Origin of the sequence: Aeromicrobium sp. IC_218, from assembly GCF_004336805.1 — a bacterium.
In the GTDB taxonomy this organism is placed as follows: domain Bacteria; phylum Actinomycetota; class Actinomycetes; order Propionibacteriales; family Nocardioidaceae; genus Aeromicrobium.
Genome location: NZ_SJXM01000002.1, coordinates 183676 through 201456 on the forward strand (window position 1 = coordinate 183676; position 17781 = coordinate 201456).

The 17781-nt window shown below is 71.6% G+C and carries 14 protein-coding genes; 6 read left to right on the top strand and 8 right to left on the bottom strand.

What is annotated here, in order from left to right:
• The first annotated feature begins 41 nt into the window (after positions 1-41).
• Positions 42-1253, top strand: coding sequence for a hypothetical protein (locus tag E0W78_RS02945; protein ID WP_165570386.1), 1212 nt, complete (start codon positions 42-44; stop codon positions 1251-1253).
• Positions 1250-1801: a GNAT family N-acetyltransferase gene (locus tag E0W78_RS02950; protein ID WP_131402348.1), complete on the top strand. Its 552-nt coding sequence runs from the start codon at positions 1250-1252 to the stop codon at positions 1799-1801. Before E0W78_RS02945 ends, E0W78_RS02950 begins: the two co-directional genes overlap by 4 nt.
• A 152-nt stretch (positions 1802-1953) precedes the next feature.
• Here the strand turns inward: E0W78_RS02950 and polA are convergent, their stop codons facing one another.
• Both polA and E0W78_RS02960 read right to left on the bottom strand, forming a co-directional pair.
• Complete coding sequence (gene polA, locus E0W78_RS02955; RefSeq protein ID WP_131402349.1) at positions 1954-4617, bottom strand: DNA polymerase I; 2664 nt, start codon at positions 4615-4617, stop codon at positions 1954-1956.
• Between the two features lie 33 nt (positions 4618-4650).
• Positions 4651-5256, bottom strand: a complete 606-nt coding sequence (locus E0W78_RS02960) for a GNAT family N-acetyltransferase (protein ID WP_242686216.1) — start codon at positions 5254-5256, stop codon at positions 4651-4653.
• 269 nt (positions 5257-5525) lie between these two features.
• Here E0W78_RS02960 and E0W78_RS02965 point away from each other — a divergent pair, with 269 nt between their 5' ends.
• Genes E0W78_RS02965 through E0W78_RS02980 form a run of 4 tightly spaced genes read left to right on the top strand, consistent with a single transcriptional unit; the run spans position 5526 to position 9462 of the window.
• The gene (locus tag E0W78_RS02965; RefSeq protein WP_131402351.1) at positions 5526-6821 is read left to right on the top strand and encodes a branched-chain amino acid ABC transporter permease; all 1296 of its coding nucleotides are present in this window, start codon (positions 5526-5528) and stop codon (positions 6819-6821) included.
• A 16-nt stretch (positions 6822-6837) separates the two neighbouring features.
• The gene (locus E0W78_RS02970) at positions 6838-7836 is read left to right on the top strand and encodes a branched-chain amino acid ABC transporter permease (protein ID WP_131402352.1); all 999 of its coding nucleotides are present in this window, start codon (positions 6838-6840) and stop codon (positions 7834-7836) included.
• Positions 7837-7840: 4 nt separating this feature from the next.
• Positions 7841-8719 carry an ABC transporter ATP-binding protein gene (locus tag E0W78_RS02975; protein WP_242686203.1) on the top strand — a complete coding sequence of 293 codons (879 nt, stop codon included), beginning with the start codon at positions 7841-7843 and terminating at the stop codon, positions 8717-8719.
• Positions 8719-9462, top strand: a complete 744-nt coding sequence (locus E0W78_RS02980; RefSeq protein WP_131402354.1) for an ABC transporter ATP-binding protein — start codon at positions 8719-8721, stop codon at positions 9460-9462. Before E0W78_RS02975 ends, E0W78_RS02980 begins: the two co-directional genes overlap by 1 nt.
• A gap of 382 nt (positions 9463-9844) precedes the next feature.
• Here E0W78_RS02980 and E0W78_RS02985 read toward each other — a convergent pair whose 3' ends face one another.
• The 6 genes from E0W78_RS02985 to E0W78_RS03010 all read right to left on the bottom strand — a co-directional run bounded on the left by E0W78_RS02985 (position 9845) and on the right by E0W78_RS03010 (position 17741).
• Complete coding sequence (locus tag E0W78_RS02985; protein WP_242686204.1) at positions 9845-10669, bottom strand: ABC transporter permease; 825 nt, start codon at positions 10667-10669, stop codon at positions 9845-9847.
• Positions 10670-10745: 76 nt separating this feature from the next.
• Entirely contained in the window at positions 10746-11591 is an 846-nt protein-coding gene (locus E0W78_RS02990; protein WP_131402355.1) for an ABC transporter permease, read from the bottom strand.
• Positions 11591-12748: an ABC transporter ATP-binding protein gene (locus tag E0W78_RS02995; protein WP_131402356.1), complete on the bottom strand. Its 1158-nt coding sequence runs from the start codon at positions 12746-12748 to the stop codon at positions 11591-11593. The genes E0W78_RS02990 and E0W78_RS02995 overlap by 1 nt, the downstream gene beginning before the upstream one ends.
• A complete protein-coding gene (locus E0W78_RS03000; protein ID WP_242686205.1) occupies positions 12732-13841 on the bottom strand; it encodes a spermidine/putrescine ABC transporter substrate-binding protein in 1110 nt (369 codons plus the stop codon). The genes E0W78_RS02995 and E0W78_RS03000 overlap by 17 nt, the downstream gene beginning before the upstream one ends.
• A 196-nt stretch (positions 13842-14037) precedes the next feature.
• Positions 14038-16629 (bottom strand): AAA family ATPase, encoded by a 2592-nt coding sequence (locus E0W78_RS03005; RefSeq protein WP_131402358.1) that lies wholly within the window; start codon positions 16627-16629, stop codon positions 14038-14040.
• On the bottom strand, positions 16626-17741 hold the full coding sequence (locus E0W78_RS03010; protein WP_131402359.1) for an exonuclease SbcCD subunit D: 1116 nt from the start codon (positions 17739-17741) through the stop codon (positions 16626-16628). Before E0W78_RS03010 ends, E0W78_RS03005 begins: the two co-directional genes overlap by 4 nt.
• Positions 17742-17781: the final 40 nt, after the last annotated feature.

Consider the following 17781-nt stretch of genomic DNA (forward strand, 5'->3'; position numbering starts at 1 on the left):
GGCCTGCCACGGACGGTGACCGGCGTGGCTATTGTGCAGGGGTGACGAGACCGGCCGAGCGCCAGACCACCGTGTCCGGCGGCGCCCTCGTCGCCATGGGCATGGTCGTGATGAACGTGCTGCTGTACGGGCTCACCGTCCTGGCCGCCCGCGCCCTGCTGCCCCGGGAGTTCGGCGCCCTCACCGCGCTCCTCGGCATCGTCCTGGTGGGCAGCGTCGCGTCGCTGGGCCTGCAGGCCACCGCCGCGCGCCAGCTGGCCGTGGCCCCCGAGCGGCGCGACCAGGTGGTCGCCGCCGTCGCCCGCGTGACGCTGCTCGTCGGCGTGAGCGTCGCGGCCCTGGTCGCCGCGTCGTCCGTCGTGCTCACGCCCGTGCTGCGGCTCGACGACTACCGGCTCGTCGTGGTGTGCGGCCTGATCATGGTGCCGCTGGCGTTCATGGGCGCCGAGATGGGCATCGCCCAGGGCACCCGCGCGTGGCGGACGCTCACCGCGATCTACCTGGCCAACGGCTTCGGCCGCATCCTCGGCGGCGGGCTGGGGCTGCTCGTCTCCCCCACCCCGCTCGGCGCCATCTGCGGCATCCTGCTCGGCCAGGTGGTGCCGGCCGTCGTCGGGCTGCCGCTGCTGCGCGCCCACGCCCGCGGCGGTTGGGTGTCGCGTCGCCTCCTGCTGCGCGAGGCGATCCTCGGCACCCAGGCGCTCGCCGCGTACTTCGCGCTGAGCAACCTCGACGCGCTCATCGCCCGCAACCGGTTCGACGAGCACGAGGCGGGCCTGTACGCGTCCGGGCTCATCCTGGCCAAGGCCGCGGTGTTCTTCCCCCAGTTCGTCAGCGTCGTCGTCTTCGCCGACCTGGCCGAGGGCGGCGGGGCCAAGGCCCGCCTCCGGGCCGTCGGCATGGTGGCCGCGCTGGGCACCCTCGCCACGGCCGCGACCGCCCTGCTGCCCGGGCTCGCGCTCATCCTGGTCGGCGGTGACCAGTACGCCGAGATCCAGGACCGGCTCTGGCTCTTCGCCCTCGCCGGCTCCGTGCTCGCCGTCGTGCACCTGCTGCTGTTCGACGCGTTGGCCCGCCACGCCCACGGGGTCACGGTGATGGTGTGGGCCGCCGTCGTCGTGCTCGTCGTCGGGGCCTACGCCCTCGACGTGCACGTCACCGGACTGATCACGCTCGTCGCCGCCACTGCCGCGGTGCTCGCCGTCGCCCTGTGGAGCGCCTCGCGGGCGCACGACCGCAGCACCGCTCGATGACGACGACCGCGCAGCTGGCCCTGGCGCCCGTGGCGGCAGGCGACGTCGACGCCGTCCACGCGGTCTTCGCCGACCCGTCCACCTGGACCCACCTGCCGTCCGGCCGGCACACCCACCCGGACCAGACGGCGCAGATGATCGACCACGCCGCGGCGGGATGGCGGGTTCACGGGCTGGACTCCTGGACCGTGCGGCTCGCGCAGACGGTCGGCGACGTGCCGGCCGGGACGGTCGTGGGCCTGGGCGGCGTCTCGCCGCGCGACCCGTTCCACTGGAACCTGGGCTACCGGCTGAGCCCCGCGGTCTGGGGCCACGGCCTGGCCACCGAGCTGGCGACCGAGGCGGTGCGGGCCGCGCACGCGCACGACCGCGAACGTCCGGTCGTGGCCCGGGCACTGACCACCAACCCGGCGTCGATCGCCGTGGCCCGGCGGACCGGCCTGCGCGAGGTGCTGCGCGGGCCGCGCCCGGACGGGCTGGTGCGTGTGGCCCTGGCCGACCGTGCGCTCGACGACGCGACCCTCGCCGGCGTCGCCGCCCTCGGCTGACCAGCACCCCCTGAGCGGTGAGTGGCGGTCACTCCCCTGCGGGAGCGGTGACCTGGGGTCACTTCCTGGCCAGGAAGTGACCAGGACTCACCGCCCACCCCGGGAGAGTGACCAGGACTCACCGCTCCGGCGGAGCGGTGCGGGTGCTCGGGCTAGTGGCCGGCCTCGTGCCAGGTGCGGCCGATGCCGACCGAGACGTCGAGCGGCACCGACAGGTCGGCGGCCGCCGCCATCTGCTCGCGGACGAGCGCCTCGACCTGCTCCAGCTCGCCGGACGCGACCTCGAGCACGAGCTCGTCGTGCACCTGCAGCAGCATGCGCGAGCGGAGGTCGGCCTCGCGCAGCGCGGACGCCACCCCGAGCATCGCGACCTTGATGATGTCGGCGGCTGAGCCCTGGATGGGGGCGTTGAGCGCCATGCGCTCGGCCATCTCGCGGCGCTGGCGGTTGTCGCTCAGCAGGTCGGGCAGGTAGCGGCGCCGGCCCAGGATCGTCGCGGTGAAGCCGGTCGTGCGCGCCTCGTCGACCAGGCTGCGCAGGTAGTCGCGGACGCCGCCGAAGGTCTCGAAGTAGTCGTCCATGAGCGCCTGCGCCTCACCGGTGGTGATGCCCAGCTGCTGGCTCAGGCCGTACGACGACAGCCCGTAGGCCAGGCCGTAGTTCATCGCCTTGATGCGGGCGCGCAGCCCGCCGTCGATCGCCTCGGGGTCGCGCTCGAACACCTTGGCGGCCATGACCGTGTGGAAGTCCTGGCCGGAGTTGAACGCCGAGATGAGCCCGGCGTCCTCGGACAGGTGCGCCATGATGCGCATCTCGATCTGGCTGTAGTCGGCGGTCAGCAGCGTCTCGTAGCCGTCGCCGACGCAGAACGCCTCACGGATGCGACGCCCGGACTCGGTGCGGATCGGGATGTTCTGCAGGTTCGGGTCGGCCGAGCTGAGCCGGCCGGTGGCGGCGATCGTCTGGTAGTAGGTCGTGTGGATGCGGCCGTCGTCGGCGACGGTCTTCTGCAGGCCCTCGACGGTCTGGCGCAGCCGGGTGACGTCGCGGTGGTCGAGCAGGTGGGCCAGGAACGGGTGCTCGGTCTTGACGAACAGCGACTGCAGCGCGTCGGCGTCGGTGGTGTAGCCCGTCTTGGTCTTCTTGGTCTTGGGCATGCCGAGCTCCTCGAAGAGCACGACCTGCAGCTGCTTGGGCGAGCCGAGGTTCACCTCGCGGCCGATGACGTCGTACGCCTCCTGGGCCGCCACCTGCATGCGGTCGGAGAACTCGGCGTGCAGCGCGGCCAGGTGGTCGGAGTCGACCGCGATGCCGTCGCGCTCCATGACCGCGAGCACGTCGAGCAGCGGCAGCTCGACGTCGCGCAGCAGCGTCAGGGACCCCTCGGCCTCCAGCTCGGGCTGCAGCGCGCCCCACAGGTCGAGCGTGGCCCGGGCCCGCTGGACCGCCCCGTCGGCGCCGGCGGTGTCGTCGTCGAAGGCCAGCTGGCCGGACGAGTCGGTGATCGTCAGCTCGCGGTGCAGGTAGCGGACGGCGAGGTCGGCGAGGTCGTACGCGCGCTGGTCGGGACGCACGAGGTACGTGGCCAGCGCGGTGTCGGCGACCAGGCCGCGCAGCGTCCAGCCCTGGGCCGCGAGGGCGTGCACCTGCCCCTTCGCGTCGTGCAGCACCTTGGGGCGCTCGGGATCGGCCAGCCACGCGGCCAGCGCGGCGTCGTCGTCGGCGCTGAGCCCCTCGACGTCGAACCACGCGGCGGTGCCGTCGGCGGTGGCCACGGCGATGCTCTCGGTGCGGGCGCCCACCGGACGCGTGACGCCCGCGACCTCGACCCCGACCGGGTCGGTGCCGGCGTGGGCGTCGAGCCAGGCGCGCAGCCCGTCGTGCGGGACGAGGGTCAGGTCGAGGTCGAGCGCCGAGCCGGCCTCGACCTCCTCGTCGGCGCCGCCGAGGTAGCTGAACAGCCGCTCGCGCAGCACCGCGAACTCGAGGGCGTCGAACACGCGGTGGATCGCCTCGCGGTCCCACGCCGTGCTGAACGCGAGGTCGGCGGGACCGAGCGGCAGGTCGAGGTCGCGCACGAGCGCGTTGATGCGCCGGTTGCGCAGCACGTCGTCGAGGTGGTCGCGCAGCGACTGGCCGGCCTTGCCCGGCACCTTGTCGACGTCGGCGACGAGCGCCTCGAGCGTGCCGTACTGGTTGATCCACTTGGCCGCGGTCTTGGGCCCGACCCCGGGGACGCCGGGCAGGTTGTCGCTCGTCTCGCCCACGAGCGCGGCGATCTCGGGGTAGTGCTCGGGGGTGACGCCGTACTTGTCGAGCACGGCGTCGGGCGTCATGCGCGCGAGGTCGGAGACGCCCTTGCGCGGGTACAGGACGGTGGTCGTCGGCGTGACCAGCTGCAGCGCGTCGCGGTCGCCGGTGCAGATGAGCACCTCCATGCCCGCGGCCTGGGCCTGCGTGGCGAGCGTGCCGATGATGTCGTCGGCCTCGAAGCCGTCCTTCTCGAACATGGGGATGCCGAGCGCCTCGAGCACCTCCTTGATCAAGGTGACCTGGCCCTTGAACTCGTCGGGGCTCTTGGAGCGGTTCGCCTTGTACTCGGCGTACTCGGTGGCCCGGAAGGTCTGGCGCGACACGTCGAACGCGACCGCGACGTGCGTGGGCTGCTCGTCGCGCAGCACGTTGATCAGCATCGAGGTGAAGCCGAAGACGGCGTTCGTGTGCTGGCCGGTGCTGGTCGAGAAGTTCTCGACCGGGAGGGCGAAGAAGGCGCGGTAGGCGACCGAGTGTCCGTCGATGAGCAGCAGGCGAGTCACGGCCCCGACCCTACCGGCCGCGGCCGACAGGCCTCACTCGGCGAAGCGGTGCGCCTCGCGCTCGCGGCGGCGCAGCGTGCGGCGCATCGCGATGAGGCGTCCGGTGTCGCGCGAGGCGCCCGTGCGGGTGCTCAGGCGCGACTGCAGGACGCTGGTCTGGATGGCCCGGACGGTCGCCACCTGGGCGAAGCCGAGCTTGGTCAGGTAGCGGTTGGGCTCGCGCGCGTGGGCGGGCGTCACGGCGATGACGACCTCGCAGGCGTGCTCCTCGCCGGCGTGCTCGGCGGCCGACAGCAGCGTCATCGCCACCGAGCGGCGGCGGTAGCGCGGCGAGACGAGCAGCTCGTGCACCGTGAGCGTCCGGGTCAGGTTCAGCGGGGTGATCGTGCCGATCTGGAACATGAGGACGCCCACGAGCTCGTCGTCGACGATCGCGACGATCATGTGCCGGCCGTCGCGCGCCAGCGTCATGCCCAGCGCCTCCTCGGCCTCCTCCAGCGACGGCTCGCGCCACAGGTTGGAGTAGGCCGCCGCCTCGATGCCCTCGGAGCGGTTCGCGGACGCGCACTCGGACCACAGCGCGACGAGCTCGGCGGCGTCGGCGAGGGTCGCCTCACGCAGGGTGACGCCGGGACGCATCGGCACGGGGTGGACCTCCTGGGAAGAACCGCGGGGGACGGAACGCCTCCGCGGAGGCTGGCACAGCATACCCGCCGCACCGTTGCGACCGGGCGGCCCGGCCACGCCGCACCCCCTCCCCCGCGGGCCCGACGCTGCTTAGTCGAACTGCAACCAACTTGTTACACGTCAGGTGACGTAACAAGGGGTGCGGCGACCTGGGGCACGTCTATGCTCCCAGGGACCATTCAGCGGCACGACCTGCTGCCTGAACGAACTAGGAGCCACGCGTGCGACTGCGACCCGCAGCTGTCCTCGCGGTTGTCCTGGGAGCCCTGGTCGTCGTCGGACTCGCCTCGCCCGCAGGGGCGGCGTCCGACGCGATCAACATCAAGGGCACTCTCAGCGACACCCGTACCGATCCCCCCGAGCCCGTCCCCGACGTGAAGATCAGCGTCGAGATCGACGGATCCGAGGTCGCCACCGGCGTCAGCGGACCCGACGGCACCTTCGCGATCCCCGTCCCCGGCTCGCCGGACGACCTCCTCGGTCAGGACCTCACCGTCAAGCTCGACACCGACTCCCTCCCCGAGGGCACGAGCCTCACCGACGGCAAGAAGACCTCCTTCACCGTCATGGTGAAGACGAACGCCGACATCACCGTCAACTACGGCATCGGCCCCGAGGCCGACAAGGGCCCCGGCCTGCTGCAGGAGATCGCTCAGAACAGCATCAACGGCGTCTTCCTGGGCCTGCTGCTGGCGCTCGCCGCGCTCGGCATCTCCCTGGTGTTCGGCACCACCGGCCTGACCAACTTCGCCCACGGCGAGCTGATCACGTTCGGTGCGCTGGCCGCCTACCTGCTGCAGGACGCCTTCGGCTGGAACTTCTACGCCGCGGCGCTGCTCGCGGTGATCCTGGCCGGCGTCTTCGGCCTGGCCAACGACCGCCTGCTCTGGAAGCCGCTGCGCAGCCGCGGCACCGGCCTGATCGCGATGATGATCGTCAGCATCGGCCTGGGCATCTTCCTGCGGAACGTCTACCAGTACTTCTTCGGCGCCGACAACCACCAGTACCGCGGGGTCCCCGCCGGCGACCTGTGGAACATCGGCGGCGTGGGCATCTCGCCCAAGTCGTTCTACATCGCGGTCATCTGCGTGGTCGTGCTGATCCTGGTCTCGCTGGCCGTGACCCGCACCCGCCTGGGCAAGGCGACCCGCGCCGTCTCGGACAACCCGGCGCTCGCCGCCTCGTCCGGCATCGACGTCAACCGCGTGATCACGACCGTCTGGATCGCCGGCGCCGCGCTGGCCGGCATGGGCGGCATCATGTGGGGCCTGCAGAACGGCTTCGACTACCAGGTGGGCAACAAGATCCTGCTGCTCACGTTCGCCGCGGTGACCCTCGGCGGCCTGGGCACGATCTGGGGCACCATGGCCGGCGCCCTGATCGTCGGGCTCCTGGTCGAGCTGTCCTCGATCGTCCTGCCGCCCGAGCTCAAGTACGTGACCGCGCTCGTCGTCCTCATCCTGATCCTGCTCGTGCGGCCCCAGGGCCTGCTGGGCCGGGCTGAGCGCGTCGGCTGAGGAAAGGAGAACACTGATGAGCTGGTTCGAAGTCCTCACCAACGCGATCGAGCAGGCCGTCGGCCCGCAGGCGGTCGTCTACTGCCTGGCCGCGATCGGCCTGAACATCCACTTCGGCTACACCGGTCTGCTGAACTTCGGTCAGGCCGCCTTCATGATGGTCGGCGGCTACGCCGTCGGCGCCCTCGTCCAGACCTGGGGCCAGAACCTCTGGCTGAGCATCCTGGTCGGCCTCCTGGCCGCGGTCGTCCTCGCCCTGATCCTGGGCGTCCCGACGCTGCGACTGCGAGCGGACTACCTGGCGATCGCGACGATCGCCGCCGCCGAGGCGCTGCGCCAGATCCTCGGTGCCGCCAGCCTGAACGACCAGTTCGGCGGCCAGGACGGACGCTTCGGCTTCACCGAGGCGCTGCGCGACATCAACCCCATCCCCGAGGGAGGCGTGGACCTGGGCATCATCCAGTTCCGGTCCTACGACTTCTTCATCATGCTGATCGGCTGGGTGCTGGTCGCCCTGCTGTGCGTGTTCATCTACCTGCTGATGCGCAGCCCGTGGGGCCGCGTCCTCAAGGGCATCCGCGAGGACGAGGACGCCGTGCGCAGCCTCGGCAAGAACGTCTACTCGTACAAGATGCAGGCGCTCGTCCTGGGCGGCGTCATCGGCGCGATGGCCGGCATCATGAGCGGCCTGGCCACCAGCAACGTCGCGCCGTCGGACTTCGCGACCGACACGACGTTCTTCGCCTACACCGTGCTGCTCATCGGCGGCGCGGCCCGGGTGCTCGGCCCCGTCCTGGGTGCGCTGATCTTCTGGTTCTTCCTCAACGGGCTGGACCTGTTCTTCGGCAAGGCCACGAGCGGCACCGACCCCTTGATCCCCTCGGCGATCATGGACAGCAACCAGGCCAGCCTCATGCGCCTGATCGTGCTGGGCCTGGTGCTGATGCTGATCATGATCTACCGGCCGCAAGGCATCCTCGGAGACAGGCGGGAGCTGGCGATCGATGGGCGCTGACACCATGAACGAGAAGCACGAGACGGCCCACGGGGGCGGCGACGTCATCCTGGTCGCCGACGGCGTGACCCGGACGTTCGGCGGCCTCAAGGCCGTCGACGTGGACCACTTCGAGATCCCGCGGGGCAAGATCACCGCGCTCATCGGACCCAACGGCGCCGGCAAGACGACGTTCTTCAACCTGCTGACGGGCTTCGACAAGCCCGACGAGGGCAGCTGGACGTTCAACGGCCAGAGCCTGTCCGGCGTCCCGCCCTACAAGGTGGCCCGCCGCGGCATGGTCCGCACGTTCCAGCTCACCAAGGTGCTCTCGCGCCTGACGGTGATCGAGAACATGCGCCTGGGCGCCACGGGGCAGAAGGGCGAGCGGTTCCTGCCGAGCGTCCTGCGCTTCCTGTGGCAGGGCCAGGAGGACGCCAACACCGAGCGCGCGATGGACCTGCTCCGCCGGTTCAAGCTCGACGCCAAGAAGGACGACTTCGCCGGCTCGCTCTCGGGCGGCCAGCGCAAGCTGCTGGAGATGGCGCGCGCCCTCATGGTCGACCCCGAGCTGATCATGCTCGACGAGCCGATGGCCGGCGTGAACCCGGCGCTGAAGCAGTCGCTGCTGGGCCACGTGAAGTCGCTGCGCGACGAGGGCCGCACGGTCCTGTTCGTCGAGCACGACATGGACATGGTCCGCGACATCAGCGACTGGGTCGTCGTCATGGCCCAGGGCAAGATCGTCTCCCAGGGCACGCCGGACGCCGTCATGAGCGATCCTGCTGTCATCGACGCCTACCTGGGCGCCCACCACGACGCCGAGCTGACCTTCGACATGGAGTCGCAGATCGAGGCGGAGGCCGAGCAGGAGATCGCGGCCGAGACGGAGGAGAACCGCTGATGGTCGACTACACCAACCCCGAGGGCGCGGTCCTGCGGGCCGACGACCTGGTCGCCGGCTACCTGCCCGGCGTCAACATCCTCAACGGTGCGAGCCTGCACTGCCACGAGGGCGAGCTGATCGGCATCATCGGGCCGAACGGCGCGGGCAAGTCGACGTTCCTCAAGTCGCTGTTCGGCCTCGTGCAGGTGCGCGAGGGCGACGTGACGCTCAAGGGCGAGAGCATCGTCGGCAAGCGCGCCGACCAGCTCGTGTCCGCGGGCATCGGGTTCGTCCCGCAGACGAACAACGTCTTCCCGTCACTGACCGTGGGCGAGAACCTCGAGATGGGGATGTACCTGGCTCCCAAGAAGTTCAAGGAGCGCTTCGGGTACGTCACCGACATCTTCCCGCGGCTGCTGGAGCGCAAGGACCAGCGCGCCGGCTCGCTGTCGGGCGGTGAGCGCCAGATGGTCGCCATGGGCCGCGCGCTCATGATGGACCCGTCGGTGCTGCTGCTCGACGAGCCGTCGGCCGGCCTGTCCCCCGCGCTCCAGGACGAGGTGTTCCTGCAGACCAAGAAGATCAACGCCGCCGGCGTCTCGGTCGTCATGGTCGAGCAGAACGCCCGCCGCTGCCTGCAGATCTGTGACCGCGGCTACGTCCTGGACCAGGGCAAGGACGCCCACACGGCGTCCGGTCGCGCGCTGCTCAACGACCCCAAGGTCATCGAGCTGTACCTGGGGACGCTGGCCAAGGCCTGACGCCAGTCCCCCCGGCGAAGGCCCCCGCACCCCTCCCGGGTGCGGGGGCCTTCCCACGTCCCCGGCCGCAGTCCCCCGTCCCGCCGCCTGTCACCGCCCGAGGTGGGCCACCCTCCCGCTGAGTGTCACCGTGCGAGGTGGGTCACCGTCCCGCTGAGCCTCACCTCCCGCGGTCGGTCACCGTCCCGCTGAGCCTCACCTCCCGTGGTCGGTCACCGTCCCGCTGAGTGTGACGTTTCGGGGCTCAGAAGCCCCGTTCCACCCCCGAAACGTCACACTCAGCGGGAGCCGGACCGGGCATCCCGGGTGAGGGACCTGGGGACGCGAGAGGGCCCCCGGACGCGTCGTCCGGGGGCCCTCTCGCCGGGCCGCGTGCGCCCGGCTAGGCCGCCTTGGCGGTGGCCCGGCGGCGCTGGTTCCAGCCACCGGCGAGCACGAGCGCCAGCGCGATGACGAACATCGCGGTGCCGATGACGTTCACCTGCATCGGGACGCCGCGCTGGGCCGCGCCCCACACGAACATCGGGAACGTCACCGTCTGCCCGGCGTTCAGGTTGCTGATGATGAAGTCGTCGAACGACAGCGAGAAGCTCAGCAGCGCCGCGGCCAGGATGCCGGGGAACACGAGCGGGAACGTGACCCGCCAGAACGTCTGCGCCTCGGTGGCGTAGAGGTCCATGGCCGCCTGCTCCAGGTTGTCGTCCAGGCCCGACAGGCGCGCCTTGACCGTGATGATCACGAACGACAGGCAGAACATGACGTGGGCGATGAAGATCGTCCAGAAGCCCAGCTGGCCGCCGAAGCCGGCCGCCACGAACAGCGCCAGCAGCGACGAGCCCATGACGATCTCCGGGGACGCCATCGGCAAGAAGATCAGCATATTGGCGCCCGACCGGCCCCGGAACCGGTGCCGGGCCAGCGCGAACGCGGCCAGCGTGCCGAGGGTCGTCGCCACGATGGTCGCCAGCAGACCGATCTGGATGCTGGTCGAGACCGCGTCGCACAGTCCCTCCGGCTTGCACGGGTTCGCCCAGTTGGACACCGTGAACTCCTGGAACTTGTACACGTTCCGCGAGCCGCTGGAGTCGTTGAAGCTCATGAGCGCCACGATTGCGATCGGCACCACGAGGTACACGATCACCAGCACGCCGAGGGCGAGCACCAGGTGGTCGCCGATCCACCGACCGACACGCTGCAGCGGGGTCACGGGCGCACCTCCGTGGGAAGAGCACGGTACGGACGTCCGCCCGTGAGGGTCTGCATGGTTCGCTCGCTCCGCTCGCTCATACGAGGTCCTCCGTGCTCGAGGTGCGGGCGTACGCGACGACCATGGCCACGATGATGAGCATGAGCGTCACCGAGAGGGCTCCGGCCGCGGCGTAGTCGCCGGTGGTGGTGAACAGGTTCTGGATGACGTTGCCGACCATCCGCTCGTTCGGACTGCCCAGCAGCTCGGCGTTGATGAAGTCGCCGGCCGCCGGGATGAAGGTCAGCAGCACGCCGCCGACGACGCCCGGACGCGACAGCGGCCAGGTCACCTTCCAGAACGCCCGGGCCGGGGACGCGTACAGGTCGCTGGCCGCCTCGATGAGGCGCGGGTCGAGCTTCTCCAGCGCCGCGTACAGCGGCAGCACCATGAACGGCAGGAAGTTGTACGTCAGGCCGGCGACCACCGCCACCGGCGTGGCCAGCAGGCGTCCGTCGTCGCCCAGCACGTGGACGAACTGCAGCGTGTTCACGATCCAGCCGTCGTCGGCCAGGATCAGCTTCCACGACAGCGTCCGCACCAGGAAGCTGGTGAAGAACGGCGCCACGACCAGGACGAGCATGAGGTTCTTCCAGCGTCCGGCCTTGAACGCGATGGCGTAGGCCAGCACGTAGCCGAGCACCAGGCAGATCGCCGTGGCGATGCCGGCGTAGACCAACGACCGCACCAGCGGGCGCCAGTACTCGCTGATCGCGTCGGGGAAGTTGCCGAACGCCCACGCGACGTCGTAGCCGGTGAGCACCGAGCCGTCCGGGTCGAACAGGCTGGTCGCCACCAGCGAGTACAGCGGGACGGCGAAGAACAGCGCCAGCCACAGCGCCGCCGGCGCGAACAGCCAGTAGCCGGTGAGGCGTCCGCGCATCAGACCTCCCCGAGGCCGGCCGTGACGTCCTGGCTGGCGTCCAGCAGGAACGCGAACTCCGGACGCCACGACACGTCGACCGGGGTGCCCGGCGCGAGCACCTCGCGCAGGCCGGTGTTCTGCTCGAAGGCGGTGATCTCCTGGCCCCACGCCATGCGCACCCGGTACTGGGTGCTCACGCCGATGAACGAGGCGTCGGTGACGACCGCGCCCGTCATGTGGTTGCCGGGCGCGTCGATGCGCTCGCCGGTGCGGGCGATGAGCACCTTCTCGGGGCGCACGCCGATCCAGCCCTTGCCGGACGTCGCGTGGGCCCGCTCGCGCGGCACCGACACCGTCGTGCCGTGCATGTCGGCCTTCACGACGTCGCCGTCGACGCCGATGATCTCGCCGGCGACCAGGTTCGACTGGCCCAGGAAGTTGGCCACGAACGTGGTGCGCGGGTTGTCGTACAGCTCGGTCGGCGAGCCCATCTGCTCGATGACGCCCCCGTTCATCACCGCGACCACGTCGGCCATGGTCATGGCCTCCTCCTGGTCGTGCGTGACGTGCACGAAGGTGAGCCCCACCTCGGACTGGATGCGCTTGAGCTCGACCTGCATCGAGCGGCGCAGCTTGAGGTCGAGGGCGCCGAGCGGCTCGTCGAGCAGCAGCACCTCGGGGCGGTTGATCAGCGCGCGGGCGAGCGCGACGCGCTGCTGCTGGCCGCCGGAGAGCTGCCCGGGCGTCTTGGTCGCCTGCGTGCTGAGCTCGGTGAGCTCCAGCATCTCGGCCACCGCGCCCTTGACGTCCTTGATCCCGCGTCGCTTCAGGCCGAACGCGACGTTCTCGGCGATGTCCAGGTGCGGGAACAGGGCGTAGTTCTGGAACACCGTGTTGACCGGACGCTTGTACGGCTTGGTGTACGTGACGTCGTCGTCGCCGAGCAGGATGCGCCCGCTCGTCGGCGTCTCCAGGCCCGCCACCATGCGCAACGTGGTCGTCTTGCCGCAGCCCGACGGGCCGAGCAGGGCGAAGAAGGTGCCGGTCGGCACCACCAGGTCCAGCGCCTTGACCGCGGTGAAGGAGGCGAACTCCTTCGTCAGGCCCTCGAGCCGCAGGTCACGGGTCTGCGCCCGCTCACGGTGCTGGTGCAGCACCTCATCCACCTGTGACATCAGCGAACTCTCCTTCGTAGGCGCGGGCCTCGTACTCCTTGAGGCCACGGAAGACGTGGGTCTGGGCGAGGGTCTCTTCCGTGGGGAAGATGAGCTCGCTCTCGGCCAGCTCGGGGTCGATCTTCTCCATCTCGGCCTGGGCCCCCTCGACCGGACAGATGTAGTTGACCCAGGCGGCGAGCTTCGCCGCGACGGCCGGGTCGTAGTAGTGGTCGATCCACTTCTGGGCGTTGTCCTGGTGACCGGCCAGGTTCGGGACGAGCATGTTGTCCGACCAGATCATCGAGCCCTCCTCGGGCGTGACGAACTTGAGGTTCTCGTCGCCCGCGGCCAGCACGTCGCCGGACCAAGCGACGCAGGCCAGGATGTTGCCGGCGCTGAGGTCCTGGATGTACTCGTTGCCGGTGAAGGCGCGGATCTGGCCGGCGGAGCGGGCCTTGCGCAGCTTCTCCATGGCCACGGCCCAGTCGTCGTCGTCGAAGTCGGCCGGGTCGTTGCCGTCGCTCAGCAGGAGCAGGCCCATGGTGTCGCGCATCTCGGTGAGCAGGCTGATGCGTCCCTTGAGGTCGGACCGGGTCAGCAGCTCGTCCATCGTGCGCACCTCGCCGACCTCGGCGGCGTTGTAGGCGATGCCGGCCAGCCCGCTCTGCCAGGGCGCGGAGTACTCGCGCTCGGGGTCCCAGTCGACGCCCCGCAGTGACGAGATGAGGTTCTGGTGCAGGTTGGGGACCTTGGCGGCGTCCAGCTTCTGGATCCAGCCCATCTGGATCATCCGGGCGGCCATCCAGTCGGTCAGCATGAACATGTCACGCTTCGTCTCCTGGCAGGCGCCGAGCTGGTTGACGACCTTGGCGAAGAACTCGACGTTGTCGTTGACGTCCGCGGTGTAGCTGACGTCGATGCCCGTGGCCTTCTCGAAGTCCTCGAGGGTCGTCGTGCCGCCGTCCTCGGCGGTGTCGATGTACTCGGGCCAGTTCGAGATCACCAGGCGCTTGTCGGTGGCCGACCGGTCGTCGGTCGTGCACGACTCGGGGTCCTGCTGCCGGCTCGGCGTGCCGAACAGCGGCAGGACGCCGGCACTGCCGGCGAGCACGGCTCCGGCACCGAGACCTCTCAGCACCGTGCGGCGAGTGGGTTGACGCGGCATAACACCTCCCTGAACCGGACACGGGTCGTCCGGGCCAGATCATGGTGCCGCTCACAGGGGGGCACTGACAATGGATTCAGTGCTGATGTAACGACAACGCAACGAAATCGGTACAGGAACGCTCATTTGAGCGACGGATTGCTCAGTCGAGCGTGACGAAGTGGGCCTGTCCGAGGTCGGCGAACCGGTCCGGGTCGCAGGTCAGGACGACGACCTGGGCCTGGCGTCCGGCCAGGGCCAGCACCGTGGCCATGCTGCGCCGGCGCACCGGGTCGCTGAAGCCGAGCGAGTCGTCGAGCACGACCGGCGCCCCGTCGGCCGGGTCGACCAGCCGGGCGGTGGCCAGCCGGGTGAGCAGGCCCAGCTGCTCGCGGGCGCCGCCCGACAGCCCGGTGAACGGCACCGTGACGCCGTCGAGCGTGCGACTCTCGACGCTCAGGTCGTCGGCGATCTCGACGGCGAAGTCGGGTCCGAACACCGGCCGGCCGAGGGTCTCGACCTCGCGGCGGAACGGGTCGACGTACCGGGCACGGGTCTCGTGCTGGTGGCGCTGCAGCACCTCGTGCAGCAGGTCGGCCGCAGCCGCGCGCGACCGGACGGCCTCGTGTGCCCGCTCGGCGTCGTGGTGGGCGGCCAGGGCCGCGTCGAGCCGGTCCTGCAGGCCGTCGCGGCCGCGATCGTCCAGCACCGACTCCAGACGGACGCGCTCGGCCTCGAGGCTGCCGATCTCCCGGCCGGCGTTCTCGACGGCACCGCGGGCGTTCTCGAGCTCGACCTCGAGCAGCTCGGCCCCGAGCTCGGCGAGGGACGAGCGGACCCGGGCGACCTCGGCCCGCGCCTCGTCGCCGGCGAGGTCGGCCGCGTCGGCCGCCGCCTGCAGCGCCTCGTCGAGCTGATCGGCCCGGTCGGCCTCCAGGCGCGTCACGAGCCGGTCGAGCTCGGCGTGAGCGCTCTCGCGGCGCGCGCCCGTGCGTGCGTGGTCGGCCCGCAGGACGCCCACCCGGTCGGACAGATGGTCGTGCTCGGTGCTTGCTTCGTCACGCTCGCGCTCGGCGTCGCGCACAGCCCGCTCGGCGGCGTCGAGCGCGTCCTCGAGCGCCTCCAGCGGCTCGGCCGGAGCCGCCTCGGCCCGCTCCTCCAGGACCGTCAGGCGAGCGGTGAGCCGGTCGAGGCTGTCCCCCGCCAGCACCAGGTCGCGGGTCGCCGCGGCCGCGTCGGCCGTGCGGACGAGGTCGGCGTGCTCGGCCGCCTTCTCACGCGCGGCGACCAGGTCGGGCACGTCGTGCCTCGACAGCAGCGCGGCCAGCGCGTCACGCGCCCGACCGACGCGCTCGGCCTGCTCGTCGGCGCTGCGGTCGGGCAGCACACGGACCCGGACGACGTCGGGCACGTCGACCTCGGTCTCGGCGATGACGTCGTGCTCGACGACTCGCACCACCGGACGACCGTCGAGGTGGACGACGGTGTCGCCCAGCGGCTCGACCACGATGCGTGCCGCTCCGGCGCGGGCGGCGGCCAGGGCGCTGTCTACGTCGAGCTGGGCCTGCTCGACCCGGCGCAGCGCGGCGGCGTCGAGGCCGTTGCGCTCCTGCGCCTCGTGCGCCGAGCGCAGCTCGTCGGCGGCCTTCTGGGCTCGCTGCACGCGATCGCGCACCGAGGCGAGCTCGGCACCGGCCCGGGCCAGCTCGACCTGGCGGCGCGCGGTCGTGAGCGCCGTGGCCGCGTCGGCGTGGGCCAGGCGGGCGGCGTCGCGGCGCTCGACGGCGGGGGCCAGCAGCGTCTCGGTCTCGACCAGGCGGGCCGCCACCTGCTCGTGCTCGGCGTCGAGCGCGGTGACGGACCGGCCGCGCTCGGCCACCTCGGCGACCAGGGCCTGGCGGTCGTCGACCCGGCGCAGCGCGTCGGCGGCCACCAGACCGGCCTCGCGGACGGCGGCCTCGGCCCGCTCGAGCTCGCGGCGCAGCCCGACCACGGTCTGGTGGCGACGCTCGACCTCGGCGAGCACCTCGGCCCGCTCGGCGACGCGGGGCTGGAGGTCGGCCAGGCGGGCCACGGTGCGGGCGTGGGCCTCGACGTCGGCCTCGACCCGCGCCAGCGCCTCGCGCGCCTGGGCGACCTCGTGCTCGGCCTCGGCGAGCCGCTGCTCGGCGTCGGCGAGCTCCTTGGTCGACCGGCCGGTGGACGTCAGGTACAGCGCCCGCTCGGCGGCGGCGCGGTCGACGAGGGCGGCGTGCACCGAGCCGTCGTCGGCGCCGGCCCGCCCGGAGAGCGCGGCCTGCAGCGGGGTCGCCCGGCCCAGCGCCGGCTGCTGGAGGGAGTCGCCCTGCACCTGCTGGAGCGCGTCCCAGAGCGTGGCGTCGAGGGTCTCGGCGAACATCGCCTCGACCCGGTCGTGGGCCTCGTCGCCGGAGAGCTGCTGGCGCCGCGGGGCCAGCACGGTGAGCTCGGTGCGGTGCTTGCGCAGCCACCGCTTGGTGTAGACGAAGTGGTAGGGCCCGGTCTCGACCTCGATCTCGACCTCGGGGCCCACGTCGCGGTGGGTCGGCTGCACCGCCTTGACGTCGCGGTGGGAGGACGCGCTCTTGTACTGGCGCACGAGCCGCAGGCCCTCGGCCAGGGACGACTTGCCGATCTCGTTCGGGCCGACGACGACGGTGACGCCGGGCGCGTCGAGCCGCACCTCGGACTCCGCGACCCCGCGGAAGTCCTTCAGCCGGATGCGCAGCAGCCTCATCGGGCACCTGCCGAGGCCAGGCGGTAGAGCAGGCTCAGCGCGTCCTGCGCGGCCGGGTCGTCGGCCGAGCGCGCGACCAGCTCGTCGACCGCCTCGCGGGCGAAGCCCGTGAGACCGAGCTCGTCCATGTCGCCGTCGGCGGGACGGACGGCGAGGTCGGTGTGCCGGGCCCACAGGTCGAGCAGGGCGTACAGCGAGCCGGCGTCGTCGAGCACGGCGTCGAGCCGCGCCTTCTCGGCGACGCTGAGCGTGCCGGTGAGCGAGAGCCACACCGCGGTGCGCTCCTTGGCCGGCTGCTCGCGCAGCCAGCGCTCGAGCGCGTCGAGGTCGGCGGCGGAGTCGACCCGCGCCGCGTGGGCCACGAACCGCCATGCGCCGACCCGGACCGGCTCGACCGACACAGCACCGTCGTCGGCGACGTCGACGACCAGGACGTTGCCCGGGTCGTCCTCGAGCCGGCTGGTGACCTCGGGCGCCCCGGGGTACCAGACGCGGTCGGTGACGCGGGTGGTCGAGTGCCGGTCGCCCAGGACGGCGACGTGGGCCAGCCCGGCGTCGAGCGCCGCGGTGAGGCCGGGCTCGCTGATCGTGGACGGGTTGGTGCGGTCGAAGCCGACGACCGACCCGTGGCCGGCGACGACCCGGGCGGTGCCGGGCGCGGGCGGCTCGAGGCCCTCGAGCGCGTCGGCGACCAGGTCGCTCAGCGGACGCTTGGAGAACCACGGTGCGGCGACCACCTCGACGCCCGGCGCCACCTCGTGGAGGCCGGGACGGTCGAGGACGTGGACGTGCTCGGGGCAGCCGGCCAGGAACTCCGGCGAGCGGTAGACCGACGCCGCGTCGAGCGGGTCGTGGTTGCCCGGCAGCAGCCAGACCGGGACCGGGACGTCGCGCAGCGCGTCGAAGGCGCGGCCGACCACCTGGCGGTCGAGCTGGTTGGACTCGAAGACGTCGCCGCAGACCAGGACGAACGCAGCACCGCGCTCGGCGGCGACCCGCCCCGTGGCCCGGACGGCGTCGAGGCGTGCCTGCGCGAACCGGGGCCGCGCCTCCGCCTCGAGGAAGTGCGCGGTCATGCCGATCTGCCAGTCGGCGGTCGCCACGAATCGCATGCTGCGAGCCTAGGTCCGAGGGCTGACAGAACCTGGCAGC

What these genes read in the sequence shown, in the direction of transcription:
- E0W78_RS02950 (WP_131402348.1), top strand. Translation starts at nt 1,250, where the DNA reads ATGACGACGACCGCGCAGCTGGCCCTGGCGCCCGTGGCGGCAGGCGAC.
- E0W78_RS02960 (WP_242686216.1), bottom strand. Translation starts at nt 5,256, where the DNA reads ATGCGTCCCGGCGTCACCCTGCGTGAGGCGACCCTCGCCGACGCCGCC.
- E0W78_RS02970 (WP_131402352.1), top strand. Translation starts at nt 6,838, where the DNA reads ATGAGCTGGTTCGAAGTCCTCACCAACGCGATCGAGCAGGCCGTCGGC.
- E0W78_RS02975 (WP_242686203.1), top strand. Translation starts at nt 7,841, where the DNA reads ATGAACGAGAAGCACGAGACGGCCCACGGGGGCGGCGACGTCATCCTG.
- E0W78_RS02980 (WP_131402354.1), top strand. Translation starts at nt 8,719, where the DNA reads ATGGTCGACTACACCAACCCCGAGGGCGCGGTCCTGCGGGCCGACGAC.
- E0W78_RS02990 (WP_131402355.1), bottom strand. Translation starts at nt 11,591, where the DNA reads ATGCGCGGACGCCTCACCGGCTACTGGCTGTTCGCGCCGGCGGCGCTG.
- E0W78_RS02995 (WP_131402356.1), bottom strand. Translation starts at nt 12,748, where the DNA reads ATGTCACAGGTGGATGAGGTGCTGCACCAGCACCGTGAGCGGGCGCAG.
- E0W78_RS03005 (WP_131402358.1), bottom strand. Translation starts at nt 16,629, where the DNA reads ATGAGGCTGCTGCGCATCCGGCTGAAGGACTTCCGCGGGGTCGCGGAG.
- E0W78_RS03010 (WP_131402359.1), bottom strand. Translation starts at nt 17,741, where the DNA reads ATGCGATTCGTGGCGACCGCCGACTGGCAGATCGGCATGACCGCGCAC.